We start from the raw sequence: 25,023 nt of genomic DNA on the forward strand, positions 1-25,023 counted from the left end.
GCATCTGTGGAGGGAAAAAATGTCGTTGGAACTCTACGCCACCTATGTCGTCGCCTGCATCGTCATCATCCTGGTGCCGGGGCCGACGGTGACGCTGATCATTGCCAACAGCATCCGCCATGGCTCGCGCGCAGGGCTCGCCAATGTCGCCGGCACCCAGGCCGGGCTAGCCATCATGATCGCCATCGTCGGCATCGGATTGACTTCGCTGATCGCGGGCATGGGCCACTGGTTCGAGTGGGTCCGGCTGATCGGCGCCGCCTACCTGATCTGGATGGGCGTGCAGATGTTCCGCTCGAAAGGCAAGCTGAACGCCGACGGAACGGCAAAAAGGCCACGTGGCGGCTTCTTCCTGCAGGGCCTGCTGGTGGCGATCAGCAATCCAAAGACGCTAGTGTTCTTCGGCGCCTTCTTTCCGCAGTTCATCGCTCCCGAAGGCAATTACGCACTACAGATCGGCGTCATGGGTCTCACCGCGATGATCTTCGCCGCAGTCTCGGATTCGACCTACGCGCTGGCCGCCGGCCGCGCCGGACGCCTGCTGTCGGCCGGCCGCCTCAAGCTCTTGTCGAGGATCAGCGGCAGCTTCCTGGTCGGCGGCGGCCTGTGGCTGGCCTTTTCCAAGGCGAAGTAACGGCCGCGAGCCCGGCGACGCCAACAGCAACATCCTGGAATAGGAAAGCCGATTGAAAGTCGGCCTTCAGGCCACCACATGGATCAACAGTTGGGGATTCATGTCTATGCCGTGGAGTTACGCGGATTTGAAAAGGAACGCGTTTGGCGTGATCCTGTTCATCGCTTTGTTCGCGGCGATGGTTCCGTCGGCTCTGAACAAATGGGCGAATGACGCAAGTCCGATCCGATCGGTCGACCCGGTCGATGCGACGATCAAAAGTGGACAGGGTAAAGGGCGCAATATCCAATATCTGCTGGTCCTTGAGAACGGTTCGACGGTCCTCGTTTACGACGACCTCCCGCATCTGATCGGCTCGCGCGTAGGCATCGAGCGCGTCACGCGCGACAATGGCTTCGTCTTTTACCGGTTTGCAAATTGAACGACGATCGATCGATAAGCTGTTTTCAAAGGTGACGCGAGTGACATGGCTTTTTCGGGGAATCGCTCTTGAACAAAGCCCCTATGCTACTCAACTCTAAGGTATGGGGCCGGCAAATCTTTCTCTTAGAACCCGCATTCTTTTGCTTCGGGAAGAGTTTCGCGACAGAGTTGTTGGCATCACAATCTTGTGTGCGCTCGCTCTCGCGATCGCTGTGCCGATTGTAACCAGGCAGAACAGTCCGATCACTGGCACACAACTCGTAGGAGGCACCGTCGAAGATGTTGCGACGATGCCTCTAAATCCGAGGGGTTCCGTCGGACATGGACTTTATTATAGATATGAAGTCCGCCTCTATGAGGGCAACGCTCGGATATTTGTCGATGGTGAGGTGGAAACACCCCACATGATTGGATCGGAAGTCTCGATCGAAGAACAACAACGCCAGGACGGTACCACCACCTACCGCCTGCTCAACTACTGAGCAGCCCTAAAGCCGCCCCAGCCGTTCCAGCAACAGCGCGAAAAACGCATCATGGTCGATGTCGCGCATCACCATGGCGTTCTTCGGCCGCTTGGTCACCCCCCACCAGTCGATCACCGTCATGCCCATGGTGAGCTCCGAGGCGGTTTCCACGCTGACATTGCAGTTGCGCCCCTTGAACAGCTTCGGCTTCAGCAGATACGCGATCACGCAAGGATCGTGCAGCGGGCCGCCGTCGGTACCGTATTTCTCCTCGTCGAAACGTTCGAAGAATTCCAGCATGTCCGCGGTGGCCGTGCCGACCCTGGTGCCGAGCTTGCGGAAGGCCTTCGTACGCTTGGCGGTGGTCAGCGCCTTGTGGGTGACGTCGAGCGGCATCATCACGATCGGAATGCCGGATTTGAACACGACATCGGCAGCATGCGGATCGACATAGATGTTGAACTCGGCGGTCGGCGTGACGTTGCCGCCCTCGAAGAAGCCGCCGCCCATCAGCACGATTTCCTTGATGCGCGGCGCGATTTTCGGCTCGCGGATCAGCGCCAGCGCAACGTTGGTGAGCGGCCCGAGCGCGCACAGCGTGATCGTGCCGCTCTCCTCGTTCATCAGCGTCTCAACGATGAAATCAACCGCATACTCGTCCTGCAGTTTCATCTTTGGTTCGGGCAGTTGCGGCCCGTTGAGGCCGGTCTTGCCATGCACTTCCTCGGCGGTGACGAGTTCGCGCGCCAGCGGCCGGATGGCGCCTGCATAGACCTTGACGTCCGGCCGGCCGGCCAGCTCGCAGATCTTGCGGGCGTTTTTTTCGGTAAGTTTCAGCGGCACGTTGCCGGCCACCGCGGTGATGCCGACGATCTCCAGCTCGGCGCTGCCCAGCGCCAGCAATATGGCGACGGCATCGTCCTGGCCGGGGTCAGTGTCGATGATGATCCTGCGGGATTGGGGCATTTCAATTCCTTGTTTTGGCAAGTCTTTTTGGGCGGGACGTGTGACGGCTTGAAGTCTGCCGGGCGGCGGACCATATCAAGACCATCGGGAAAAATGCCATCCGGGTTTTTCCACTTTATGTCGCTCTTGAGAGGACACTGTAACATGAGCCGAATGACGCCTTTTTCCAGCCCGCTTCTCCTCGGTTTCGATTCCATGGAAAAGACGCTGGAGCGGTTGGCAAAGTCCGGTGACAGCTATCCTCCCTACAACATCGAGCGCCTCAGCGGTGCCGACGGCAAAACCGAAAGGCTGCGTATCACGCTCGCCGTCGCCGGTTTCGCGGAAAGCGATCTCGATGTCACAACGGAGGAGAACCAGTTGGTCGTGCGCGGCCGTCAGAACGACGACACCGAGCGCGAATTCCTCCACCGCGGCATCGCCGCGCGTCAGTTTCAGCGCTGTTTCGTGCTGGCCGACGGCATGCGGGTGATTGCGGCGGAATTGAAGAACGGCCTTCTGTCGATCGATCTCGATCGGCCGGAATCCGAACGGCTGGTACGAAAAATAAACATATCGGTGAAAGACTGATTTTTGCCGATAGCTCTCATGCGGGATGGCCTTGAGCGGCATCTCGCGGCAAGGAGGCTTGAAATGACCAGAACTAACGAAAATATCATCATGACCAGCGGCGAATTCGCCCATCTCGGCGAAGGTTCTGTCGCCTATCTCAGGAAAGTGTCGAGCGACGATCTGCGCGGCCGTTTCCCGGGCCTCGGCGAAATCGCGCCCGGGCTGGAACTGTGGGCCCTGTTTGCCGCCAATGGCCAGCCGATCCTGCTTTCGGACGCTCGCGACCGGGCACTGGCTGGCGCGCTGGAAAACGATCTGACCCCGGTCGCTATCCACTAACGTCGTTATCCACTGACAAATACGGCGCAGCGATCTGGTGGAAACGGACAGGGCCGCTCACGGCGGCCCTTCAACGGATTTAATCAAAACCTCAGGCGGCGTGCGAGGCCTGTGTGTCCGACAGCAGCGCGTGGATGGCTACGGCGTCGCGCGTGCCCCTGATCTTGGCAACCGTGTCGGCGTCGCGCAGCACCCGCGCAATGCGCGACAGCGCCTTGAGGTGGTCGGCGCCGGCGCCTTCGGGAGCCAAAAGCAGAAACACCAGGTCGACCGGCTGATCATCGAGGGCCTCGAAGTCCACCGGTGTCTCCAGCCGGGCAAAAACGCCGGCGATCCGCTTCACCCCGGCCAGCTTGCCGTGCGGAATGGCGATGCCGTTGCCGACGCCGGTGGAGCCGAGCCGCTCGCGCTGCAGGATGGTGTCGAACACCTCTCGCTCCGGAATGCCGGAAATCGCCGCCGCCCTTTCGGACAGCAATTGCAGCAGCTGCTTTTTGGAGTTCGCCTTCAACGCCGGCATGATTGCCGGAACGCTGACGAGATCGCTCAGATCCATGCTTGAAATCCCTTGTTCGCCTGCCGTCGCCAGTCCCCACGCTCGCGTGCGGCTGGTTTTTACCCCTGCGCGACCTTGGCCGTGGACGGGTCGATCCAGCCAATATTCCCGTCCGGCCGGCGATAGACGATGTTGAGATGGTCGTTTCCGGCATTGCGGAAGACCAGGACCGGGCTGTCCTTGGTGTCGAGTTCGATCACCGCTGACGCCACCGACATGGTCCGCAGCGTCATGGTCGATTCGGCGACGATGGCCGGCGCGAAATTCTCCGGTATGTCCTCCTCGTCGTCGGCAAGCGGCGCCATCACCGTATAGGCGACGTCGGTGAGCTCGCCGTTGCTATTGCCTGAATTGTGCGACTTCAGCCGGCGCTTGTAGCGCCTGAGGCGTGTTTCCAGACGGTCCGCCGCGGTATCGAAGGCAAGCGTTGGATCCTGGGCATCGCCGGTCGCCTGCAGCGAAGCACCGGAGTCCAGCCGGATCATGCAATCGGCCGTGTAGCGCGACCCCGATTTGACGACTACGATTTGCCCTGAAAAGCCCCGATCGAAATATTTCCCGATCACTTCCCCGACACGGTCGTTGATGCGCGTACGGAACGCATCGCCGATATCCATGTGTTTTCCCGATATGCGCAGTGTCATCTGAAAACTGACCTTCCTTGCTCAGGCTTCAAACTGTCCCGAGTTTATACTCGTGGTCCGCGCGCACAAGCTTTTGCGGCGTCACTTGCGCCGATTTTAGATCCGAACTTTCCGGTTGATCACAAGCCGCCTTCTTGGCCGTCCCGTGGCCTACATCGTGACGGACCATCTCTCGTGCGGGCATCGGCGAACTCAAATCCACTCGCCAGCCCGTCCCATGCGGGCGGGCTTCTAGCCACTTCGTCGCCGCTTGTCAATGAAGGGCGAAAGCTGTGGAAATTCCGCCGGAGATCAACGGCCGGCGCTGGCCAAAGCGCGTTTTTCACGCCGCCGCTGCACCGAAGAGGGTATGTTCATGCCTTCCCGGTATTTGGCCACCGTGCGCCTGGCGATGTCGACGCCGCTTTCCCGCAGCATGTCCACGATGGCATCGTCGGAAAGCACATCGATGGCTTTCTCCTCGTCGATCAGCTGCTTTATGCGGTCGCGCACCGCTTCCGACGAATGCGCATCGCCGCCACCTGACGAAGCGATCGAGGCGGTGAAGAAATAGCGCAGCTCGAACACACCGCGCGGCGTCAGCATGTATTTGTTTGCCGTGACCCGGCTGACCGTTGATTCGTGCATGCCGATGGCGTCCGCCACCGTGCGCAGGTTGAGCGGCTTCAGGTGCCGCACGCCGTGGACGAGAAAAGCGTCCTGCTGGCGCACGATCTCAGAGGCCACCTTGAGAATGGTCTTCGCCCGCTGGTCGAGGCTGCGCGTGAGCCAGTTGGCGTTCTGCAGGCATTCGGCAAGGAAATCCTTTTCCGCCTGGTTTTTCGCATGTGGCGTGACCTGGGCGAAATAGATGTGATCGACCAGCACGCGCGGCAGCGTCTCGGCATTGAGCTCGACCGTCCAGCTGCCGTCATTGGCTGCACGCACCTCGATGTCGGCCACGATCGCATCGCTGGCACCGCGCGAAAACGCCATTCCCGGCCGTGGGTCGAGCGCCCGGATCTCGGCCAGCATGTCGAGCAGATCCTCTTCGTCGACGCCGCAAATCCGCTTCAGCGTCTGGAAATCGCGCCGTGCCAGGAGTTCGAGATTGGCGATCAGCGCCTTCATCGCCGGATCGAGCCGGTCGCGCACGGCCAGCTGCAGCAACAGGCATTCGGCGAGGTCGCGGGCGAATATGCCGGCGGGCTCGAATGTCTGGCAGACCGCCAGGACCGTTGCCATCGCCGTGGCGTCCGCGCCGAGGCGGGCGGCGATCTCGGCCATATCGGCACGCATGTAGCCGGCCTCGTCGAGGCCGTCGGCAAGCTCGCCGGCGATCAGGCGCGCCGCCGGATCGGCAAAGGCGAGCGCCACCTGCTCGCCGACATGGTCGCGCAGCGTGATGGCCGCCGCCGCCATATCCGCGACGTCGAAGCCGTCGGAGGAAGAGGTGGAACCATTGCCGGACGCCGATTTCCATTGTGCCGTCAGGTCGGGCCCGAGCCGCTCGCTCGTACCAGGATCGTCAGGAAACAGGTTTTCCAGCGACGTATCGAGCTTTTCCGAGATCGCCTCGGCGCTCCATGCCGTTTCCGCCTCGAACCAGTCGCCGTCGGCAGCCGGTTCCGATGCGGCGTCGCCCTTCTGCGCCTGGTCGCTGGCGGCGTCCTCCTGCGGTTCGGCGCGTTCCAGCAGGGGATTGCGTTCGATCTCGTCGTCGATGAAGCGTTCCAGCTCGAGATGGGTGAACTGCAGCAGGCGGATCGACTGCATCAGCTGCGGCGTCATCACCAGCGACTGCGACTGTCGTAGCTGTAGTTTTGCCGCCAACGCCATGGTTCGGTTTCAAACGCTCCGTCTACGCACCCGCACTGCTGGAAGGAATTTTCCAGGCCAGCATAGAAACTGGCCCGGCTTTTGCTTGTCAAGGCGAGGAGCGGTAAAACTCGCCTGTCGGAGCGTTTTCAGGCAGAAAATTGAAGAAAAAGCTGCTGGACTACGCCGGAAATCCCGCTCGAGCCGGAATTTCGCACTTAGAGCGTAAATCCCTCGCCGAGATAAAGCCGCCGCACATCGGCATTTGCGACCACTTCGTCGGCTCGACCATGGGTCAGCACCTGGCCGGCATGGATGATGTAGGCGCGGTCGATCAGGCCAAGTGTCTCGCGGACATTGTGGTCGGTGATCAGAACGCCGATGCCACGTGCCGTCAAGTGGCGCACGAGCTGCTGGATGTCGGCGACGGCGATCGGGTCGATGCCGGCGAAAGGTTCGTCGAGCAGCATGTAGGCGGGGCGGGTTGCCAAGGCGCGGGCAATTTCGAGGCGTCGCCGCTCACCGCCGGAGAGCGACAGCGACGGAGCCTTGCGCAGATGGCTGATGTGGAATTCCTCGAGCAATTCGTCGAGCAGGCGCTCACGCTCCTTGCGGCTCTTTTCGACGACTTCGAGCACGGCCCGGATGTTTTGCTCGACATTCAGGCCGCGAAAAATCGAGGCTTCCTGCGGCAGATAGCCGATGCCGAGACGGGCGCGGCGATACATCGGCATCGACGTGACGTCGAAACCGTCGATTTCTATGGTGCCTTCATCGACCGGCACCAGGCCGGTTACCATGTAGAAACAGGTCGTCTTGCCGGCGCCGTTGGGGCCGAGCAGCCCAACCGCCTCGCCGGCGCGCACGCCCAACGTCACGCCGCTGACGACTTTGCGGCCCTTGTAGCTTTTGGTCAGCCCCTTGGCGATCAAGGTTCCCTTGAACTTTGCCGCTTCGACGGTGACCCTGGCCGGTGCCGCAAGTTTGCTGGCGGCGCGCCCTGGAAGACGCGCCAGCAGCGACGATATACCGGTCATCAGGGTTTCGCTGCTCCAGACTTCGCCGGCGGCGTGATCGACATCATGACGCGGCCGCCGCAAGCGTCGACCTGGGCAAGGCCGCTCTTCATCTGCACGGTAAGCTTGCAGCCGACAAGCACGTTGTCGCCTTGCGAGAGCACGACCTTGCTGCCCGAAAGCACCAGCACTTCGGTCTTCATGTCGAAGGTGCCGCGGTCGCCGGTAGCAACCTGATTGTCCGATTTGATGTAGACCTTATCGTCGACCTCGAGATGGTCGATGTTGGCGGATCCGGTCATTGCCGCGGCACCCGCGGGCTGGGCGCCTTTAGCGGCGCCTGCATCCCTGACGTAATAGACCGTCATTTTGCCGGCCTTGAGCACGGTTGGACCCTGGACGACGTTGACGTTGCCGGTGAAGACCGCGACGCTTTCCGCCTGGCGCACCTCGAGCTTGTCGCTTTCGATCTGGATAGGCTTGTCGCCCGACAGCCTGAGGCCGGACATTTGGCTGGTGGCACTGGATTGCGCCAGCGACGGCGCCGTCCCGAAGGTCAGCCCCAAGGGCAACCCGAGCGTCAACGCCGAAATCGCGGCGAGGCGCCGTGCCGAACTACTGAACCGCATTGGTCTCTCCGCTCTTTGCCTCTGCCGCCTTCAAACTGGCGGGATCGATGTCGACGCGCACCTTGTTCTCGAAAACCAGGACCTTGCCATTGTCCTGGACCGACATCGAATCCGCCCTGATCCGCGACCCGCCGCGGCTGACATCGACGGGCTCGCTTGTCTTCATAGTGCCTTCGCCCATGTCGAGATAGACTGATTTGAATTTTGCCACCACACCATCCGTGGTCGACACGGTCACATCGCTGGTCAGGCTGAGCGTGTTGCCGTCGCGATCATAGGTGCCGTGCGTGGCATCGATGGCGGCCGTGTTGTCGGCCGCAATCGGCAGCTTGGCCTTGATGCCTTCCAGATCGATGATGCCTTGTTTGCTGACATCCTGTATGGCGCGCAGGGCTGTCATCGAATAGGGCAGGTTCTGTTTGGTGAAGCCGTTGAGCTTGGGGTTGGCCATCACCAGCTTGCCATCGGCAAAGGCGCCGCCGTCGGCCTGCACCTCGATTGCAGCGGGAGCCATGAGATAGGAATAGACCGGAAACGCGACCGCAATCACAGCAGCGACCAGCGGCACGACCAGCTTGAGGATACGGACCCGGCGCGAATGACGCTGCGCAACGTCAAACGCGTCGACCCGCGCCCGGCCTGCGGCCTTGGGAGCCAACTCCGTCTCGGTGTTGGTCGGTTCGATTGGTCCCGCTAACATGACTGCTTCTTCTAAACCCCTGCCCGCCAGGCCGCCCTATAGGTGGGGTGCCGGCGCCCTCAAGCAAGCACAAGCCGAGGAAAACCGCAAAAATGTGACAGCCGCCCCTGTACAATGAAAATGGCCCCAGCGCAGCCTGTACCTCATACCAGATATGGGCGCACAGTGTTAGAGCCTGTAGAACGTGACAGGTTGAGGCTTGCCGCGAATGCCTAAGACAGCCTTTGGCGCAAGGCCGTCAGGAAACGGTAGCCGGCCGCGAATGGTTGCTTTAAAAGCATCTGCTCCCACCGACTACGAGGCTGACCATGGCATTGAGAGCCGACGACCTGATCGACCGCCGCCGCTTGCGCCGCAAGCTGACATTCTGGCGTGTTGCGGCGATTATCGTCGCAGCAGCCGGGCTAATCGCCTTCTCGGCATGGATCTATGGTGACGACTTCACCGGCGCGGCTGTCGACCACATCGCCAAGGTCAAGATCGAAGGTACCATCACCGAAGACGAAGAACTCATCAAGCGGCTGGAGGCAATCCGTCAGTCGCCGCGCGTCAAGGCTGTGATCCTGTCGATCGATTCACCCGGCGGCACCACCGTCGGTGGCGAGTCGATCTATGAGGCAGTGCGCAAGCTCGCCGCCGACAAGCCGGTGGTGGCCGAGGTCGGCACGCTCGCGGCTTCGGCGGGCTACATGATCGCCACTGCGGCCGATCATATTGTCGCACGCAAATCGTCGATCGTCGGCTCGATCGGCGTGCTGATCCAGTACCCGGATGTCAGCGGCCTCATGGACAAGCTCGGCGTCAAGCTGGAGGAGGTGAAATCCTCGCCCTTGAAGGCCTCGCCTTCTCCCTTCAAGCCGACCAATGACGATGAGCGCGCCATGGTCCGCAAGCTCATCCTCGACAGCTACGACTGGTTCGTCGGCATCGTCGCCGAGCGCCGCAACATGACCAAGCCGGAGGTGCTGGCGCTCGCAGACGGGTCGATCTTCACCGGCCGGCAGGCGGTCACCAACAGATTGATCGACGCGGTCGGCGGCGAGGCCGAAGCAATCGACTGGCTTGCAGGCAAGGGTGTCGATGCCAAGCTCAAGGTGGTGGAATGGAAGGACACGGAAAAACGCGGCGGTTTCCTGTTCTCCAAAGCGATGGCGCAGACCGTCGGTGCTGCGCTTGGCCTGGCCGGCCATGGCGGCGACGTCCTTCACGAAATTGGAGCGGACCGCTTGTTTCTTGACGGTCTCGTTTCCGTCTGGCACCCTTGAGGAACCGCTTGGGACGAGTGAAAAACCAAATAAAATCATTCTGATAATTTCGGCGGCACTGCTTTTACGGGGAGCCTTTTCATGATCAAATCCGAACTTGTGCAGATCATCGCCACGCGTAATCCGCATCTTTTCCTGCGCGACGTCGAAAACATTGTCAGCGCCATCTTCGATGAAATCACCGACGCGCTTGCCGAGGGCAACCGGGTCGAGTTGCGCGGCTTCGGCGCGTTTTCGGTGAAAAATCGTCCTGCCCGCACCGGCCGCAACCCGCGCACCGGCGAATCCGTAGAGGTCGAGGAGAAATGGGTGCCGTTCTTCAAGACCGGCAAGGAATTGCGTGAAAGGCTGAACGGAGGCAAATAGGCGCGGCGCCCGCCACCGCTCCCGCCTTTTCTTCCGAACGGAAAAACATGTTCAATCGCTTTCTCCTCATCGTGGTTTTCGTGCCGCTGGCCGTCATCCTGATTGCGTTGGCCGTCGCCAACCGCGAACCGGTCGCCTTCACGCTCGATCCGTTCAATCCCGGCAATCCGGCGCTGACGCTGACCGTGCCGCTCTTCATTTTCCTGTTCTTGGCGCTGGCCATCGGCATGATCGTCGGCAGCCTGGCGACCTGGATCAAGCAGGGCCGCTACCGTAAGCTGGCGCGCCAGCGCGGCGCCGAGGCAGAGAACCTGCGTCAGGCGGTCAGCCGCGCGCCCACCGCGTCGCAGAGCCCAGCCTTGCCGAAGCCGACGAACTGAGCCGCGGCTCGGGCCTGAAGCACAACCGGCCTAGTTCTCCACGGAGCCTTTCATGCTGACCATTTCCGCCGCCGAGGTCGACCGCGCGCTGACCTTTTCCGGGCTGGTCGAGACGTTGCGCGCCGCTTTTCGCGATGGCGCCGTGCAGCCGGTCAGGCACCATCACACGGTCGAGCGGCCCGATGGCGCCGCCTCGACCCTGCTTTTGATGCCGGCCTGGACCGACTTCAACGCCACTGGCACCTCGGCCGATGGCCATATCGGCGTCAAGATCGTCACCGTGTCGCCCGACAACAATGCCGTCGGCAAGCCCGCGGTGATGGGGCTTTACCTCTTGCTCGACGGCGCCACAGGCGAGCCTCAGGCCTTAATCGATGGCCAGAGGCTGACACAGTGGCGCACGGCCTGTGCCTCGGCGCTGGCCGCCTCCTATCTGGCCCGCGAGGACGCATCGCGGCTGCTGGTGGTCGGCGCCGGCGCGCTGTCGCCATTCCTTGCAAAGGCGCATTCGGCGGTGCGTCCGATCAAGAACATCCGCATCTGGAACCGCACGCCGGCCAATGCCGAAAAGGTCGCGGCAAAATTGCGTGCCGAGGGTTTTGCGGCCGAAGCAGCAGGCGATCTCGACGCCGAACTCGGAAAGGCCGATATCGTATCGTCGGCGACCATCACCACCATGCCACTGATCAAGGGGGCACTGTTGAAGCCCGGAGCCCATGTCGATCTGGTCGGCGGCTTCACGCCGGCGATGCGCGAAAGCGACGACCACGCGATCGTACGCGCCCGCGTCTATGTCGACACCCGCGCCGGCGCCACCAAGGAAGCCGGTGACATCGTCCAGCCGCTGGCATCCGGCGTGTTGAAGCCGGAAGCCATCGTCGCCGACCTTTATGAACTCACGCGCGGCCAGAAAAAAGGCCGGCAGAACGACGACGAGATCACGCTGTTCAAGTCGGTCGGCGCAGCCCTCGAGGACCTCGCCGCCGGCATTGGCGTGTATCGCGCAAGCGTAGGGCAGTAGGGCAGTAGGAAACCGCACTGATCGTGCGGCGCCGCGCCAGTACTCCCCTACTGCCCTACTGCCTTACTCCCTTTGCCAATAAACCCGCAGCCGATGATTGTCGGGATCGAGCGCGACGAAGGTCCGGCCGAAATCCATGTCGGTCGGGCTCTGCAGGATTTTCAGACCCCGTCCGGCCCAATCGGTGTAGGTGGCATCGACCGCCTCCGGCGTGTCCAGCGCAAAGACGATCTCGGCGCCACCGCCTGCTGCCGCGGCGGCCGGTTCCACGGTGTGACGCGACCAGAGGCCGAGCTTGAAGCCGTTGTCGAGCACGAACAGCACGAAGGTCGGCGAGGTCTCGACCGGCTGCCGCCCAAGCAGCGCGCTATAGAAGGCGCCGCTTTGCTCAGGCTTGTCGACATAGAGGATGACGAAATTGGGCGGTGTCATGAATTGGTCTCCAGATCGTTTCGACTGGAGGAGCATACCGTACGCCACTGCCAGATTCTGGCAGCAGTCTCAACTGAGCAGCAGCCTTAGCTTGGCGTGTCGAGCGTCGCCCGCCATTCTTTGAGCAGCACCTGACGGCGGCGCGGATAGCGCATCTCGGTGGCATTGAGGCCGGATATCCGGTCGGCGCGAAAGTGCCTGAAATCCTGGCGCATCTCGCACCAGGCCGCGACGACGCGCACCTTGTCGAAGAAGCCGAGTGCGAACGGCCAGACGGTGCGCTCGGAGGCAGCGCCGCCGGCGTCGCGATAGACAAAGCTCAGCTTACGCTCCTCGCGGATGGCCTGCCGCACCACGCCGAGATCGATGCCTTCGGTGACCTCGGTGCGCGACCCGACCAGCAGCGTCGAGGCGTCGAGCTCTTCGCGCAAATCGTTCGGCAGCACCGCCGCGATCTTGGCCAGCGCGTCGGTGGCGGCGTTCGCAAGCCGCCAGTCCGGCTGCTTGGCCACCCAGCGCGAACCGAGCACGATCGCCTCGATCTCCTCATCGGTGAACATCAAGGGCGGCAGCATGAAACCGGGCCTGAGCACGTAACCCAACCCCGCCTCACCCTCGATCGGCGCGCCCTGCCCCTGCAGCGTGGCGATATCGCGATAGAGCGTGCGGATCGACACACCCATTTCGCCCGCAAGGCTGCGGCCGCTGACCGGCCGGCGATGCCGGCGCAGGATCTGGATCAGGTCGAGCAGGCGTTCAGCACGGGACATGAATCATGACCTGGTTTCAATCACGATAGAGCCCCAGCGCTTTCGGCGGCAAGCGACATGGGTGGCGGACGGGAACGTCTGCGTCCTGACGCCGTTGTCTGGCCACTATGGATATGCGCGGGTTCCTGTTGTTCTGGTCGGTTTTGACCGTCATCGTCGCTGCGCTCAGCCTCGGACCATCCTTCGCCCATGTGCTGGAATCGGTGCCGCGGCTGACCAGTTGGCCGCCTTCGCTCTGGCGTGAAACCACTGTCTTCAACGCTCAGTTCCAATTCTTCGCGATTGTCGGCGCACCGCTGGACGTGGCCGCGATCGGCTGTCCGGGGCTTCTCGCCTGGATGCTGCGCAGCGACCGCCCGGCATTCTGGTGGATTTTGGCCGCCACCGTGCTTTATCTGATGGCCCTCGTGGCGTGGTTTACCCTGGTCAAACCGGCAAACGATGTCCTGGCCACCTGGGTGCCTGGACCGATCCCGGACAATTTCGAAAGTATCCGGAGCAGTTGGGAAACCGGCCATATGGTCGTCACCGGCTTCAAGGCCGTTGGTTTCATAGCGCTCGCAGTCGGCCTGCTGTCGATCAGGCGCGGCTGATCCGGTTGCACACGTCGGCAGCCCTTTTGTTGCGCCGGTCAATGTGCTGTGGCAGAAGCGGCGAGCCGCCGTCCGGAGATGCGCCTTCTTGAAACCTTTTCGCGACAAACGCCGCGACAGCCGCCCGCCCCCGAAGGGCGGGGCGGAGCAGCCGCGGCGGCGCGACGCCGGCCTGACCGCCGGTTCGGAGCCTAAACTGCAGAACCGGTCCGAGCCGAAAGCCGCGCCGCGCCCTCTATCCCGTCGCGATGGCGCGCTGCCTGCCGAACATCTGCCGCTGATCCTCGAGGTCGGCCCCAATCAGGACTACGCGTTGCTCGACAGCGGCGCCGGAGAAAAACTCGAGCAATACGGCCCCTACCGCATCGTTCGGCCGGAGGGCCAGGCGATCTGGCAAAAGGCTTTGCCGGCCAGGGACTGGGAGCGCGCCGACGCCATTTTCACCGGCGATACCGACGAGGAAGGCATCGGCCGCTGGCGCTTTCCCAAGACGTCGCTCGGCGAGACCTGGCCGATGAAGCATGACGGCATAGATTATCTCGGCCGCTTCACTTCGTTTCGCCATGTCGGCGTCTTTCCCGAGCAGGCCCCGCACTGGGACCACATGGCCGGACTGATCGCGGCGGCAAAACGGCCGGTGAAGGTGTTGAACCTGTTCGGTTACACCGGCCTTGCCTCCTTGGTGGCGGCGCGTGCCGGCGCCGAGGTCACCCACGTCGATGCTTCCAAGAAGGCGATCGGCTGGGCGCGCGAAAACCAGCAAATGGCGGGCTTGTCGCAAAAGCCGATCCGCTGGATCGTCGACGATGCCGTGAAATTCGCCGAACGCGAGGAGCGCCGCGGCAGCCGCTACGACATCATCCTGTTCGACCCGCCCGCCTATGGCCGCGGACCGAAAGGCGAGGTCTGGCAGCTGTTCGAGGACCTGCCGGCGCTGACCGATATCTGCCGCACGATCCTGACGCCGAAGCCGCTCGCCGTGGTACTGACCGCCTATTCGATCCGCGCCTCTTTTTTCGCCATCCATGCCCTGATGCGCGACACCTTCGCCGGCATGGGCGGCACGGTCGAGTCGGGTGAATTGATCATCCGCGAGAAATCTGCCGGTCGGGCGCTTTCGACCTCGCTGTTCTCGCGCTGGGTGGCCTGAATGAGTGCGTACGAACGGCACGCGGGCGCGCCAGGGCAGGTGAAGGAAGTCACCAGCCTCGCCAACCCGCTGGTCAAGGACATTAAGGCGCTCGCGCTGAAGAAATTCCGTGACCAGCAGAATGCCTTCATGGCCGAAGGCCTGAAGCTGGTCATCGACGCGCTCGATCTCGGCTGGTCGATCAGGACACTGGTCTTCGCCAAGGCCGGACGTGGCAATACGGCGGTTGAAAAGGTCGCGGCGCGCACGGTCGCCGCCGGCGGCACCGTCCTTGAAGTTTCGGAAAAAGTGCTGGTCGCCATCACCCGCCGCGACAATCCGCAAATGGTCGTCGGCGTGTTCTCGCAGAAATACCTGCCGTTGAAGGACATCCGCGCCCGTGACGGCGACGTCTGGGTGGCGCTCGACCGCGTCCGCGACCCCGGCAATCTCGGCACCGTCATCCGCACGGTCGACGCTGTCGGGGCCAGGGGCGTCATCTTGGTCGGCGAGACCACCGATCCCTTTTCGGTCGAAACGGTGCGCGCCACCATGGGCTCGATTTTCGCCGTGCCGGTCGCCAAGGCGTCGCCCGAAGCTTTTCTCGCCTGGCGAACGAGCTTCCCCGGCCTCGTCGCCGGCACCCACCTGAAGGGTGCGGTCGACTACCGCTCGGTCGATTTTTCAAAGGGCCCGGTGCTTTTGATGATGGGTAACGAGCAGCAAGGCCTGCCTGACGAGCTTGCCGCAAGCTGCGACAAACTGCTGCGGATACCGCAGGCCGGCCGCGCCGATTCGCTCAACCTTGCAGTGGCCACCGGCGTCATGCTGTTCGAGATCCGGCGCGGCGCGCTGAAGCTCGGCCCGGAGGACGCCAGATCGTGACATCTCAAACCGTGAAACTGCAAACCATGAAGTCCTGGAGGCCGTATGCTCTTCTGGTCGTCGCCGCGATAGCGCTCGACCAGTGGGTGAAATACCTAGTCGAAACCGGTCTTGCCTTTCAGGAACGGCTCGACCTGCTTCCGTTCCTGGCGCTGTACCGCACCTACAACACCGGCATCGCGTTCTCGCTGTTTTCGTCCTTCGGCGACACCGGCCTGGTGGTCGTCGCGGTTCTGGTGGTCGCTTTCGTGCTCTATCTTGCGGCCCGCACGCCGCCCGGCCACCTGCTTGCCCGCATCGGCTTCGCACTGATCGTCGGCGGCGCGCTCGGCAACCTGATTGATCGCGCAATCTACGGTCATGTCATCGACTATGTCCTGTTCCATACGCCGGTCTGGTCCTTCGCGATCTTCAACCTCGCCGACGCCTTCATTTCGGTTGGTGCGGTGCTGGTCGTCTTCGACGAACTCATTGGCTGGCGGCGCGGAGCGTCGAGCGATTGACCTCACTCGCCTGGCGCCACACATTCTGATCTGCAAGCCCGAGGAGAAAAAATGCCCGAAACCTTCAAAGCCATCCTCGTTTCGCGTGACGCCGAGAAAAACCAGTCGGTCGCGGTGACCGAGCTTACCGAGGCAGACCTGATGGAGGGCGACGTCACCGTCGCGGTCGAGGCGACGACGGTGAACTACAAGGACGGTCTTGCAATTACCGGCAAGGCGCCGGTGATCCGCCGCTGGCCGCTGGTGCCGGGCATCGATTTCGCCGGCACCGTCATCTCGTCTTCCAATCCTGACTGGCGCAAGGGTGACAAGGTCATATTGAACGGCTGGGGCGTCGGCGAGACGCATTTCGGCGCCTTTGCAGGGCGCGCCCGCGTCAAGGGCGACTGGCTGGTGCCGTTGCCGGACGGCATGAGCCCGCATGATGCGATGGCGGTCGGCACCGCCGGCTACACCGCCATGCTTTGCGTCATCGCGCTGGAGCGCCACGGCATCGTGCCCGATCGCGGCCCGGTGGCGGTGACCGGCGCTGCCGGTGGCGTCGGCTCGGTCGCGGTCTCGATCCTGTCCAGCCTCGGCTATCACGTCATCGCCTCGACCGGCCGTGCTGCCGAAAGCCCCTATCTGATCGACCTCGGCGCCGCGGAAGTGATTTCACGCGACGAGCTTGCCCAGCCCGCAAAACCACTCGCCAAGGAACGCTGGGCCGGCGGCGTCGATGCGGTCGGCAGCCACACGCTGGCCAACGTTCTATCGATGACCTCCTATGGCGGCGCCGTTGCCGCTTGCGGCCTCGCCGGCGGCATGGACCTGCCGGCAAGCGTCGCGCCCTTCATCCTGCGCGGCGTCTCGCTGCTCGGCATCGATTCGGTGATGGCGCCGAAGGCGGTCCGCCTCGAGGCCTGGCGCCGTATCGGCGCCGATCTCGACCACGCAAAGCTTGCCAGCCTTTCGACGAGCATCGGCTTCGACGGCATCATCGGCGCCGCGCATGACATCGTCGAGGGTAAGATCCGCGGCCGCGTGGTGGTGGATATGTGAGCCCCCAAGGGAAAAAAAGAGCGCGACCGGTAAAATTCGAGCGATCAACCACAACCTTCGATAAGCTCTGTCTGGCAGGATTTCCGTATGATTGCGGAACCCGGCATCAGAGAGGCGGAACCAGCCGAACGGGCCGACGGGACGGCCCCCGCGGCGCCAGGACGGCAGCTTGTCGCCGCGCCACCGCTGGCGCCGGAACTGCCGGCCTCCAACCGCGAAGGCCTGCCCTTCCTGACGCTCGTCGCCATTGTCGTGCTGGCAGGCTTTTCGCATCTGACCGGGGCGCCGATCTTCATCACTATCGGCCTTTTGGCGACAGCCATCGCCGGGCTCGCCATGCATCTGCGCAACAGGCGCACCGAGCGCCGCGCGGTGGCCCTGCTCGATGCCACGACCGCCCGCAGCCGCGCCGAAATAGAGACGCTGGCCGACCGCATGTGGGAGATGCAGGAGAGCGAGGAGCGCTTTCGCGGGCTGATCGATGCACTCGGCGATCTCGTCGTCCATCGTGACCGCGACGGCCACATTGTCTACGCCAACAAGGTTTTCGCCGACCTTGTCGAAACCGACCAGCGCGACCTTGCCGGCAAGACCCTGGCCGAACTAGGCATCGATGTCGGCATCGTCCCCGACGCCGCGTTTTCCGACCATGAATGCCTGAGTTCCACCGACGTCGCCATTCGCACGCCGGACGGCCCACGCTGGTTCTCTTGGATCGAGCTGTCGGTGCGCGACAAGGACAGCGGCGCCGTTTCGCATCGCGCCATCGCCCGCGACATCACCGCTCGCAAGCGCGCCGAATCCTCGCTGATCACCGCCCGCGAGCGGGCCGAATATGCGAGCCAGGCCAAATCGCGCTTCCTCGCCACCGTCAGCCACGAGATCCGCACGCCGATGAACGGCATCATGGGCATGGCCCGGCTTCTCGCCGACACCAGCCTTTCGCCCGAGCAGCGGACCTATGTCGGCGCCATTTCGACCTCGGCCAGCGCGCTGCTGGCGCTGATCGAGGACCTGCTCGACTACTCCAAGATCGAGGCCGGCCGCTTCGATCCCGAACCGCAACCGATGTCGGTGCGCGAGATCGCCGACAATGTCATCGAGCTTTTGGCGGCGCGGGCTTTTGCCAAGGATATCGGCCTCGGCTGTCATGTCGAACCCGACGTGCCGCAGCTGATCACCGCCGACCCCGGCAGGGTCAGGCAGGTGCTGCTCAATCTCATCGGCAACGCCGTCAAGTTCACCGACAGCGGCGGCGTCCTGGCAAGCATCGCCCGCGTCCGCACCGAAACCACCGACCGCATCCGCTTCACCATCACCGACACCGGCCCCGGTCTGCGCGAGGAGGACATGGAGCGCATATTCGAGGATTTCGAACAGGCTGACGGCACCTCGACCCGTGCGCATGGCGGTGCCGGCCTCGGTCTCGCCATTTCCAAGCGCCTGGTGACCGCCATGGGCGGCACTATCTCTGTGTCAAGCCGGCTTGGCCAGGGGTCCGAATTCGTCTTCGAGATTCCCGCTATTTCCGCCGTCGAGGCGCCGCAGATCCGCCAGGACGCGCTGTCGGGCCGGCATGCGGTGATCGTGTCGAAGAACCTGGTCGAGGCCGAAGCCCTCGCCCGCACCATTCGCGCCAATGGCGGCACGGTCGATCTGGCCACCGCCGCCGCCCAGGCCACCCCTTTCGCCGAGAGCTGCGACGTGCTGCTGATCGATGCTGCCATGGAGCAAAGCGACGGCAGGCTGCTCAGGCGCCTGCGCCAGAGCGGATTTGCCGATTGCGAGGCAGTGACGCTGATCGCACCGACCGACCGTGGCATGCTTGGCGAGTTCCGTGCCAATGGTTACGCCACCTTCCTTGCGAGGCCGGTGCGCGGTGAGACATTGCTGCGCGTGCTTTTGACCAGCCACGCGCCGGTCATCGCCGAGCCGCAACTGCAAAGGCGCGGCGCGCAGGCGGGGCACGCCATTGGCGCCCGCCAGCACGGCCTGTCGGTGCTGATAGCCGAGGACAACGACATCAACGCCATGCTGGCCCGCGCCACGCTGCTGAAGGCCGGGCATCGCGTGAAAGTGGTCGGCAACGGCAAGGCCGCCGTCGAGGCGGTCATCAGCACCGGCCACAAGCACCGTTACGACGTGGTGCTGATGGACTTGCATATGCCTGTCATGGACGGCCTGGACGCCATCGCCGCCATCCGCCGCCATGAGGAGGAGACCGCGGTGCCGCCGGTGCCGATCATGGTGCTGTCGGCCGACAGCCAGGAAAAGACCCGCCACGCCGTGCTCGCTCACGGTGCCAGCGGCTTCGTCACCAAGCCGCTCGACCCCGATGCCCTGGTTCATGCGGTCGAAGGGCAAGCGGCCGCCTGAGGCACAACATCGACGGTTGATAGATTGCCCAGCCGACGAAGTATTGCCCGCAGAGCCGTATCACGGTACTGTCACAATCCTGTTGCACCTACACCGTATCCCCGTGCCAAGAGGGATGGCTCGAAGGAGAATCACTCGTGCATACAGTCATGCCGGAATGTGATGCTCGGCCGAACGCCAGCGGGCCTTTGCTCGTCGGCCGGAACGCCGATGCCGTCATAAAAGGCGCATCGCTCGGCCGCATCGGCAATCTCGAAGTGCGGCTCGCCCGCAACGAGGCCGAGATCGCTGCCGCGCAGGAAGTGCGCTACCGGGTGTTCTACGACGAGCTTGGTGCCAGGAAGGACCTGTTCCAGATGCAGGACCGCCGCGATGCCGATCGCTTCGATCCCCTCTGCGATCATCTGCTGGTCTTCGATACTTCGCTTTCCGGCCCCGAGCATCGCCGCATCGTCGGCACCTACCGCCTGCTGCGGCAGGAGATTGCCGCGGCCGCCGGCGGCTTCTATTCCGAAGGCGAATTCGAACTGACCAAGCTGATCGCGCGGCATCCCGGCCAGCGCTTCCTCGAGCTCGGCCGCTCCTGCGTTCTGCCGGAATACCGCTCGAAGCGCACCATCGAGGCGCTGTGGCAAGGCATCTGGGCCTACATCAACCATTACGGCATCGGTGTGATGACTGGCTGCGCGTCGTTCCACGGCACCGTGCCGGCGGCACATGCGGAGGCGCTGACCTATCTTGCCCACCACTGCCGGACGAATTCATCATGGGACGTGCGTGCCGTCGCCGGGCGCTATTGTTCAATGGATCTGATGCCGATCGAGGCCGTCAATACCAAGGCGGCGATCGCGGCGATGCCGCCGCTGGTCAAGGGCTATCTGCGCGTCGGCGCGCGCATTGGCGACGGTTGCGTCATCGACCGTGAATTCTCGACGGTCGACGTGTTCGTGGTGATGCCGGTCAAGGAGATCGGTGCCCGCTACGTCAATTATTATGGCGGAGAAGCGCAGCGGTTTGCGGCGTGACACCTTAAATCAGGGAATATCTTCCGGACGCCGGCCAGGCTTGCTTTTGTAGGACGGAAAGGCCCAGCCGAATTTCAGCGCGCCGCCGCGTACGCAGAAAGCCGCCATGAAACCTGCTAGGCCCGACGCAAGCGGCGGCAGTCCGGCGAAATCGCCAAGTGTGTAGAGGCCGGCGCCGGCAAGCGCTGCGGTAACGTAGATCTCCGGTCGCAGGAGCACCGAAGGCTCGCCTGTCAATAGATCGCGCAGAATGCCGCCAAGGGTTGCGGTGAGCATGCCGGTGACGATCGAAACTGCAGGTGACCCGGTGATCGTCAGCCCCTTGGCCGCGCCCATCACCGAAAATGCGGCAAGACCTATGGCGTCGAGCCAGAGCAGCAATTTGTAGCGGGACTCCAAACGATGTGCGCTGAAGAAGACGACGACCGCCACCGCTGCACAGATTAGCACATAGTCGCGGTTTCCCACCCAGAACACGGGCACGTTGAGGATGACGTCGCGAAACGTTCCGCCCCCGATGCCGGCAACGCTAGCCAGAAACAGGTAACCGATAATGTCGAGCTGTTTGCGCGAGGCGGCCAGCGCACCGGTCGCCGCGAAGACGGCGACGCCGGCATAGTCGAGAAGCTCGATCGGGTTCATGGGGTGAATAATGAAATAGCGAGTGGGGAATAGCGAGTGGCTCCTGCGAATCTGGATTGACTCCAGATAAACTCGGACAGGTTGGGGGGCGGTCGATCATCCCTCACGCTTTGGTGGCGGTTGCTGCCGAACGGTGCACTATTCCCAGTTCACGCATCTTTCTCAGCCTGCTCGTTGACCGGCCCCGGCTCGACTGGCGCTTCGCTTGCGACATGCTTGGGGCCGCCCTTGGCGACGCCGACCATGGCCGGCCGCAGCACACGCTCGCCGATCGAATAGCCGGGCTGCACGACCTGCACGACCGTGTTGGCCGGTACGTCGGGATTGGGCACCTCGAACATCGCCTGGTGGAAATTCGGATCGAATTTCTCGCCCTCGGGCTCGAGCTTCTTCACGCCGTGGCGTTCCAGCGCCGACAGCATGGCGCGCTCGGTGATCTCGACGCCGTCGATCAGCGCCTTGAAGCCGGCATCGCCCGAAGCCTTGGCCTCCTCCGGGATGGCATCCAGCGCACGGCGCAGATTGTCTGACACCGAAAGCATGTCGCGGGCAAAGTTGGCGACTGCATAGGCGCGCGCGTCGTGGACGTCGCGGGCGGTGCGGCGACGCAAGTTCTCCATGTCGGCCGCGACGCGCAGCGCGCGATCCTTCAGCTCTTCGTTTTCCTTCAGAAGCCGCACAAGCGCTTCATAGTCGCCGTCGACGCCACCTTCCCTTGGCTCCGCGGCAGCCTCGGTCTTCTCGGCTTCATCGGGCGCGCGTTCGTCTTTTGCCTGGTCGCTCATCGCCGTTTCCCGTCATTTTCGAATGGTGTGGATTTGCGCCCGATATCGAGGTTTAGCGGCCAAAAATCAAGGGGCAAGCGATACTGCAGCCGCTGTCGCTGCTTGATGGCGGACGGCGCAGACCTTTCGATTTTAATTCAAATTTTACCGTACCCGACGGCTTTGCTTGCTGGGACACTACAATGCGGGAACCATTCCTCCCTTGGAAGAGTTTCGAAGCCGACACAGGATTTTGGATGATGCCCCGCAGGAATGGCGAAAAACGCGACGGGCTCGCCGCCGATATCCGGCGCCAGCTCGGCACCGAGGCGACCAAGCGCTTTCTGCGCACCTTACCGGCCTTCCGCACGGAGTCCGATATTCCCGACCGTCTGAAGGAATTGCTCGACCGCCTGGACGGCGTCGAAGCCAAGGTGGTCGCAGGCGGGCGCCGTCGGTAGACACCGTCGCCAGCAACGCGACCTGCGATTGCGGCCGCAATTCCTCGCCATCGCGCGACATTTACCCGCAGTAACTTTGCGTGATCTCCGCCTTGCGGCAGCGCGCCGCTCCGCCTATGTTTCATGATGAACATGATTTCCCCCGAAGCTGTGGCAAACAGCAAGCGCGCCTGGTTGAAAATCCTGTCGCGCTATAAAAAGCCCGACAGGCGTCGCAGCGCCGTCGAACTCGCCGTCACCCTCATCCCCTTCGCCACGCTGTGGGCACTGTCCTCAGCCGCCTATGCCCATGGCCATTGGTGGGGTCTGGTCCTCATCCTTCCGGCAGCCGGCTTTCTGGTGCGGATCTTCATGATCCAGCACGATTGCGGCCACGGTTCCTTTTTTGCCAATCGCTATGCCGACGACTGGATCGGCCGTGTGCTTGGCGTGCTGACGCTGACGCCCTACGATTGCTGGCGCCGCGCCCACGCAACCCATCACGCCAGCGCCGGCAATCTCGACGAGCGCGGCACCGGCGACATCAAGACACTGACCGTCGCTGAATATCGGCAACTGTCATGGCGGGGCCGGCTCGCCTATCGCCTCTATCGCCATCCGCTGGTGATGTTTGGCCTTGGCCCGATATGGATCTTCATTTTCGAGCAGAGACTGCCCTTGGGCATGATGCGGGGCGGTTTCACCCCCTGGGTGTCGTCGATGTCGACCAATCTCGCCATCGCGGTCATCGCCGCGCTGCTCATCTGGTTCGTTGGCCCAGGCGCGTTCCTGGTCGTGCATTTGCCGATCGTCATCCTCGCCGGATCGGCCGGCATCTGGCTGTTTTATGTCCAGCATCAGTTCGAGGAGACGGAGTGGACAAAGGACTCCGAGTGGGAATTCCAGCACGCTGCCCTGCACGGTTCGTCCTATTACGACCTGCCGCCGGTGCTGAACTGGATCACCGGCAATATCGGCGTCCACCACGTGCATCACCTCTCGGCCAAGGTGCCATGCTACCGGCTTCCGGAAGTGTTGAGGGACTATCCGGAGCTGCGTGAGATCGGCCGCGTCACACTCCTCGACAGCCTGCGCTGCGTCAAGCTGGCGCTGTGGGACGAGAGTCGCAGCAAGCTGGTATCGTTCCGCGAAGCGCGGATGGCCGTGTAAAGCATACCGCCGCACCTAAAGCGCGTTGCGCTCGACCGGCCTCATGCGACGCGCTTTAGGTTGTCGTTTATGCATGCCGTTATCGCAAAACCGCTGACACTTTTGCGCGACATGCGTTAGGGGTGCGGCGGGCTCCACATTCCGAGCTTAAGCCGCCCGGCGCTGGTCGCGCATCAGGGTCTCGCCCTGGCGGATCTCGGTGCCCAGCACTTTCAGGCATTCGCGCATGAAGGCGGCAAGGCCCGGCCAGCCCTTGGCCGACACCAGATTGCCGTCGACATGGGCGCCGGTCGGCGCAACATCGATATAGATGCCGCCGGCCAGCGTGACTTCCGGCTCGCAATATTGCAGCGCCGCGACTTCCCTGCCGCGCACCACGCCATCGACCGCGATCAGGATCTGCACGCCGTGGCAGATGGTGAAGATCGGTTTTCCCGTCTCATGGAAATGCCGCACCAGCGCCTGCACGCGCTTGTCGATGCGGATATATTCCGGCCCGCGCCCGCCCGCCGCGTAGACGGCATCGTAGTCGGCCGGATTGACCTCGGAAAACGTCTTGTTGAGGATGTAGTCGTGGCCGAGCTTTTCCGTATAGGTCTGGTGGCCCTCGAAGTCGTGCAGCGAGGTCTTCAGGATATCGCCGGCCTTCTTGTCGGGGCAAACGACATGGACGGTGTGGCCCACCGCATGCATGGCCTGTTCAAAGACGAAAATCTCGTACTCCTCGCTGAACTCGCCAACGAGCATCAATATCTTCTTGCCAGCCATACCCGGTTCCTCCCTTGTGGCCACATTTATTCGGATCGCGAAATAATGGGCCTATCCTAAGGCGGAGAGGCGCAAAATAAAAGGCTGAATCGGGAATGTGGTCCGACCAGATAGGGCTTCTGGCCCTCTGGAGCGGATCAGCCGGCGCGCACCCGCCGCCAGGAATATTTCGGGCCTTTGGCCTCCGGCTTCACCGCCGGCTGATAGAACAGCGGCAGTCCGCCGGTGCGGCCTTGCTCGAGCCGCTTCAGCAGCACCGGGTGCGATACCTCGAATTCATCGAAGCCGACGCGCAGCATATGCGGCAACTGATCGATCAGCACCTGCCCGGTGGCGCGCATAGCGCCTGCAAAATGATAACGGCTGCGCAGCAATTCGCCCTTGGAGAACGAGCGGCCGTCATTGAACGCCGGAAACGCCAGCGCCACCAGCGACAGCTGATCGAGCAGGCCTGCGATCTTCTCGAGCTGATCGCCGGGCTGCAGCAGCACACCGATGCGCTCCTTCGCCGACCGCCGCACCTCCGGATCGAGGCCGAGAAACGCCTGCAACGGCAGGATGAAACGGCCATTGCCGACCAGCGCCTCGGCGCTTTCGGCATGAACCCACTCGTCCTCGCGGAACCCATCCGGTGTCCACAGCCGCATGGCGTTTTCGGCTATCAAATCGCTCATCAAGAAAATTCCCAAGTCCAAAGATTCTAAAGTGCACCGTGAGATTCAGGTCAGGCCGA

Annotated in this window: 30 protein-coding genes; 17 read left to right on the forward strand and 13 right to left on the reverse strand. The window is 62.9% G+C overall.

The genetic code is table 11. The features are described from left to right. The first annotated feature begins 19 nt into the window (after positions 1-19). Both NKH90_RS06955 and NKH90_RS06960 read left to right on the forward strand, forming a co-directional pair. On the forward strand, positions 20-634 hold the full coding sequence (locus NKH90_RS06955; RefSeq protein WP_352469436.1) for a LysE family translocator: 615 nt from the start codon (positions 20-22) through the stop codon (positions 632-634). A 52-nt stretch (positions 635-686) separates the two neighbouring features. Beyond that, positions 687-1,055 (forward strand): hypothetical protein, encoded by a 369-nt coding sequence (locus tag NKH90_RS06960; protein WP_352469435.1) that lies wholly within the window; start codon positions 687-689, stop codon positions 1,053-1,055. A gap of 490 nt (positions 1,056-1,545) precedes the next feature. Here the strand turns inward: NKH90_RS06960 and NKH90_RS06965 are convergent, their stop codons facing one another. Beyond that, a complete protein-coding gene (locus NKH90_RS06965) occupies positions 1,546-2,487 on the reverse strand; it encodes a nucleoside hydrolase (RefSeq protein ID WP_352469434.1) in 942 nt (313 codons plus the stop codon). A 144-nt stretch (positions 2,488-2,631) separates the two neighbouring features. On the opposite strand from NKH90_RS06965, the gene NKH90_RS06970 reads away from it, so the two are divergent. Both NKH90_RS06970 and NKH90_RS06975 read left to right on the forward strand, forming a co-directional pair. Further along, positions 2,632-3,057, forward strand: a complete 426-nt coding sequence (locus NKH90_RS06970) for an Hsp20 family protein (protein WP_023675270.1) — start codon at positions 2,632-2,634, stop codon at positions 3,055-3,057. 63 nt (positions 3,058-3,120) lie between these two features. Beyond that, positions 3,121-3,378 carry a BQ00720 family protein gene (locus tag NKH90_RS06975; protein ID WP_023675269.1) on the forward strand — a complete coding sequence of 86 codons (258 nt, stop codon included), beginning with the start codon at positions 3,121-3,123 and terminating at the stop codon, positions 3,376-3,378. A gap of 91 nt (positions 3,379-3,469) precedes the next feature. Here the strand turns inward: NKH90_RS06975 and ptsN are convergent, their stop codons facing one another. The 6 genes from ptsN to lptC all read right to left on the reverse strand — a co-directional run bounded on the left by ptsN (position 3,470) and on the right by lptC (position 8,720). Further along, positions 3,470-3,934: a PTS IIA-like nitrogen regulatory protein PtsN gene (gene ptsN, locus NKH90_RS06980; protein ID WP_023675268.1), complete on the reverse strand. Its 465-nt coding sequence runs from the start codon at positions 3,932-3,934 to the stop codon at positions 3,470-3,472. Between the two features lie 59 nt (positions 3,935-3,993). Next, entirely contained in the window at positions 3,994-4,578 is a 585-nt protein-coding gene (gene hpf / locus NKH90_RS06985; protein ID WP_023675267.1) for a ribosome hibernation-promoting factor, HPF/YfiA family, read from the reverse strand. Between the two features lie 291 nt (positions 4,579-4,869). Beyond that, positions 4,870-6,396, reverse strand: a complete 1,527-nt coding sequence (gene rpoN / locus NKH90_RS06990; RefSeq protein WP_352469431.1) for an RNA polymerase factor sigma-54 — start codon at positions 6,394-6,396, stop codon at positions 4,870-4,872. A gap of 197 nt (positions 6,397-6,593) precedes the next feature. Then, complete coding sequence (gene lptB / locus NKH90_RS06995; RefSeq protein ID WP_292664962.1) at positions 6,594-7,412, reverse strand: LPS export ABC transporter ATP-binding protein; 819 nt, start codon at positions 7,410-7,412, stop codon at positions 6,594-6,596. Further along, positions 7,412-8,020, reverse strand: coding sequence for an LptA/OstA family protein (locus NKH90_RS07000; RefSeq protein WP_292664963.1), 609 nt, complete (start codon positions 8,018-8,020; stop codon positions 7,412-7,414). Before NKH90_RS07000 ends, lptB begins: the two co-directional genes overlap by 1 nt. Further along, positions 8,007-8,720 carry an LPS export ABC transporter periplasmic protein LptC gene (gene lptC, locus NKH90_RS07005; protein ID WP_352818298.1) on the reverse strand — a complete coding sequence of 238 codons (714 nt, stop codon included), beginning with the start codon at positions 8,718-8,720 and terminating at the stop codon, positions 8,007-8,009. Before lptC ends, NKH90_RS07000 begins: the two co-directional genes overlap by 14 nt. A 308-nt stretch (positions 8,721-9,028) precedes the next feature. On the opposite strand from lptC, the gene sppA reads away from it, so the two are divergent. The 4 genes from sppA (at position 9,029) to lhpI (ending at position 11,752) form a co-directional block, all read left to right on the forward strand. Then, complete coding sequence (gene sppA, locus NKH90_RS07010; RefSeq protein ID WP_352818300.1) at positions 9,029-9,985, forward strand: signal peptide peptidase SppA; 957 nt, start codon at positions 9,029-9,031, stop codon at positions 9,983-9,985. Between the two features lie 81 nt (positions 9,986-10,066). Further along, on the forward strand, positions 10,067-10,351 hold the full coding sequence (locus tag NKH90_RS07015) for an integration host factor subunit beta (protein WP_023675261.1): 285 nt from the start codon (positions 10,067-10,069) through the stop codon (positions 10,349-10,351). 47 nt (positions 10,352-10,398) lie between these two features. Then, a complete protein-coding gene (locus tag NKH90_RS07020; protein ID WP_352703040.1) occupies positions 10,399-10,731 on the forward strand; it encodes a LapA family protein in 333 nt (110 codons plus the stop codon). Positions 10,732-10,783: 52 nt separating this feature from the next. Then, positions 10,784-11,752, forward strand: coding sequence for a bifunctional Delta(1)-pyrroline-2-carboxylate/Delta(1)-piperideine-2-carboxylate reductase (lhpI, locus tag NKH90_RS07025; RefSeq protein WP_352818304.1), 969 nt, complete (start codon positions 10,784-10,786; stop codon positions 11,750-11,752). A gap of 63 nt (positions 11,753-11,815) precedes the next feature. Here lhpI and NKH90_RS07030 read toward each other — a convergent pair whose 3' ends face one another. Both NKH90_RS07030 and NKH90_RS07035 read right to left on the reverse strand, forming a co-directional pair. After that, positions 11,816-12,184: a VOC family protein gene (locus NKH90_RS07030; protein WP_352469426.1), complete on the reverse strand. Its 369-nt coding sequence runs from the start codon at positions 12,182-12,184 to the stop codon at positions 11,816-11,818. A gap of 86 nt (positions 12,185-12,270) precedes the next feature. Then, complete coding sequence (locus tag NKH90_RS07035) at positions 12,271-12,954, reverse strand: helix-turn-helix transcriptional regulator (protein ID WP_352684488.1); 684 nt, start codon at positions 12,952-12,954, stop codon at positions 12,271-12,273. Positions 12,955-13,061: 107 nt separating this feature from the next. Here NKH90_RS07035 and NKH90_RS07040 point away from each other — a divergent pair, with 107 nt between their 5' ends. From NKH90_RS07040 to olsB, 7 genes are all read left to right on the forward strand, one after another. After that, complete coding sequence (locus NKH90_RS07040) at positions 13,062-13,547, forward strand: DUF1772 domain-containing protein (protein WP_352818307.1); 486 nt, start codon at positions 13,062-13,064, stop codon at positions 13,545-13,547. An 88-nt stretch (positions 13,548-13,635) separates the two neighbouring features. Beyond that, positions 13,636-14,697, forward strand: coding sequence for an RsmD family RNA methyltransferase (locus NKH90_RS07045; protein ID WP_352818310.1), 1,062 nt, complete (start codon positions 13,636-13,638; stop codon positions 14,695-14,697). Further along, a complete protein-coding gene (locus NKH90_RS07050; RefSeq protein ID WP_352469423.1) occupies positions 14,698-15,561 on the forward strand; it encodes a TrmH family RNA methyltransferase in 864 nt (287 codons plus the stop codon). 26 nt (positions 15,562-15,587) lie between these two features. After that, positions 15,588-16,064, forward strand: coding sequence for a signal peptidase II (gene lspA / locus NKH90_RS07055; protein WP_352454178.1), 477 nt, complete (start codon positions 15,588-15,590; stop codon positions 16,062-16,064). A gap of 51 nt (positions 16,065-16,115) precedes the next feature. Then, positions 16,116-17,105, forward strand: a complete 990-nt coding sequence (gene acuI / locus NKH90_RS07060; RefSeq protein WP_352469422.1) for an acrylyl-CoA reductase (NADPH) — start codon at positions 16,116-16,118, stop codon at positions 17,103-17,105. An 87-nt stretch (positions 17,106-17,192) separates the two neighbouring features. Next, the gene (locus NKH90_RS07065; protein ID WP_352818315.1) at positions 17,193-19,481 is read left to right on the forward strand and encodes a PAS domain-containing hybrid sensor histidine kinase/response regulator; all 2,289 of its coding nucleotides are present in this window, start codon (positions 17,193-17,195) and stop codon (positions 19,479-19,481) included. Between the two features lie 149 nt (positions 19,482-19,630). Further along, positions 19,631-20,506 carry a l-ornithine N(alpha)-acyltransferase gene (gene olsB / locus NKH90_RS07070; protein ID WP_023675251.1) on the forward strand — a complete coding sequence of 292 codons (876 nt, stop codon included), beginning with the start codon at positions 19,631-19,633 and terminating at the stop codon, positions 20,504-20,506. Positions 20,507-20,515: 9 nt separating this feature from the next. Here olsB and NKH90_RS07075 read toward each other — a convergent pair whose 3' ends face one another. Both NKH90_RS07075 and grpE read right to left on the reverse strand, forming a co-directional pair. Continuing rightward, positions 20,516-21,148 carry a trimeric intracellular cation channel family protein gene (locus NKH90_RS07075; RefSeq protein WP_352448334.1) on the reverse strand — a complete coding sequence of 211 codons (633 nt, stop codon included), beginning with the start codon at positions 21,146-21,148 and terminating at the stop codon, positions 20,516-20,518. Between the two features lie 149 nt (positions 21,149-21,297). After that, positions 21,298-21,933 carry a nucleotide exchange factor GrpE gene (grpE, locus tag NKH90_RS07080; RefSeq protein WP_023675250.1) on the reverse strand — a complete coding sequence of 212 codons (636 nt, stop codon included), beginning with the start codon at positions 21,931-21,933 and terminating at the stop codon, positions 21,298-21,300. A 236-nt stretch (positions 21,934-22,169) separates the two neighbouring features. Here grpE and NKH90_RS07085 point away from each other — a divergent pair, with 236 nt between their 5' ends. Together NKH90_RS07085 and NKH90_RS07090 are read left to right on the forward strand one after the other, a co-directional pair. Next, positions 22,170-22,373 carry a hypothetical protein gene (locus NKH90_RS07085; protein ID WP_023675249.1) on the forward strand — a complete coding sequence of 68 codons (204 nt, stop codon included), beginning with the start codon at positions 22,170-22,172 and terminating at the stop codon, positions 22,371-22,373. Between the two features lie 126 nt (positions 22,374-22,499). Further along, positions 22,500-23,522 (forward strand): fatty acid desaturase, encoded by a 1,023-nt coding sequence (locus tag NKH90_RS07090; RefSeq protein WP_352818319.1) that lies wholly within the window; start codon positions 22,500-22,502, stop codon positions 23,520-23,522. A 147-nt stretch (positions 23,523-23,669) separates the two neighbouring features. Here the strand turns inward: NKH90_RS07090 and NKH90_RS07095 are convergent, their stop codons facing one another. Together NKH90_RS07095 and NKH90_RS07100 are read right to left on the reverse strand one after the other, a co-directional pair. Next, positions 23,670-24,290, reverse strand: coding sequence for a DJ-1/PfpI family protein (locus NKH90_RS07095; RefSeq protein WP_352502643.1), 621 nt, complete (start codon positions 24,288-24,290; stop codon positions 23,670-23,672). Positions 24,291-24,427: 137 nt separating this feature from the next. Next, on the reverse strand, positions 24,428-24,964 hold the full coding sequence (locus tag NKH90_RS07100) for a DUF934 domain-containing protein (protein ID WP_352539420.1): 537 nt from the start codon (positions 24,962-24,964) through the stop codon (positions 24,428-24,430). Positions 24,965-25,023: the final 59 nt, after the last annotated feature.

Source organism: Mesorhizobium sp. M0898 (genome assembly GCF_040319695.1).
GTDB lineage: Bacteria > Pseudomonadota > Alphaproteobacteria > Rhizobiales > Rhizobiaceae > Mesorhizobium.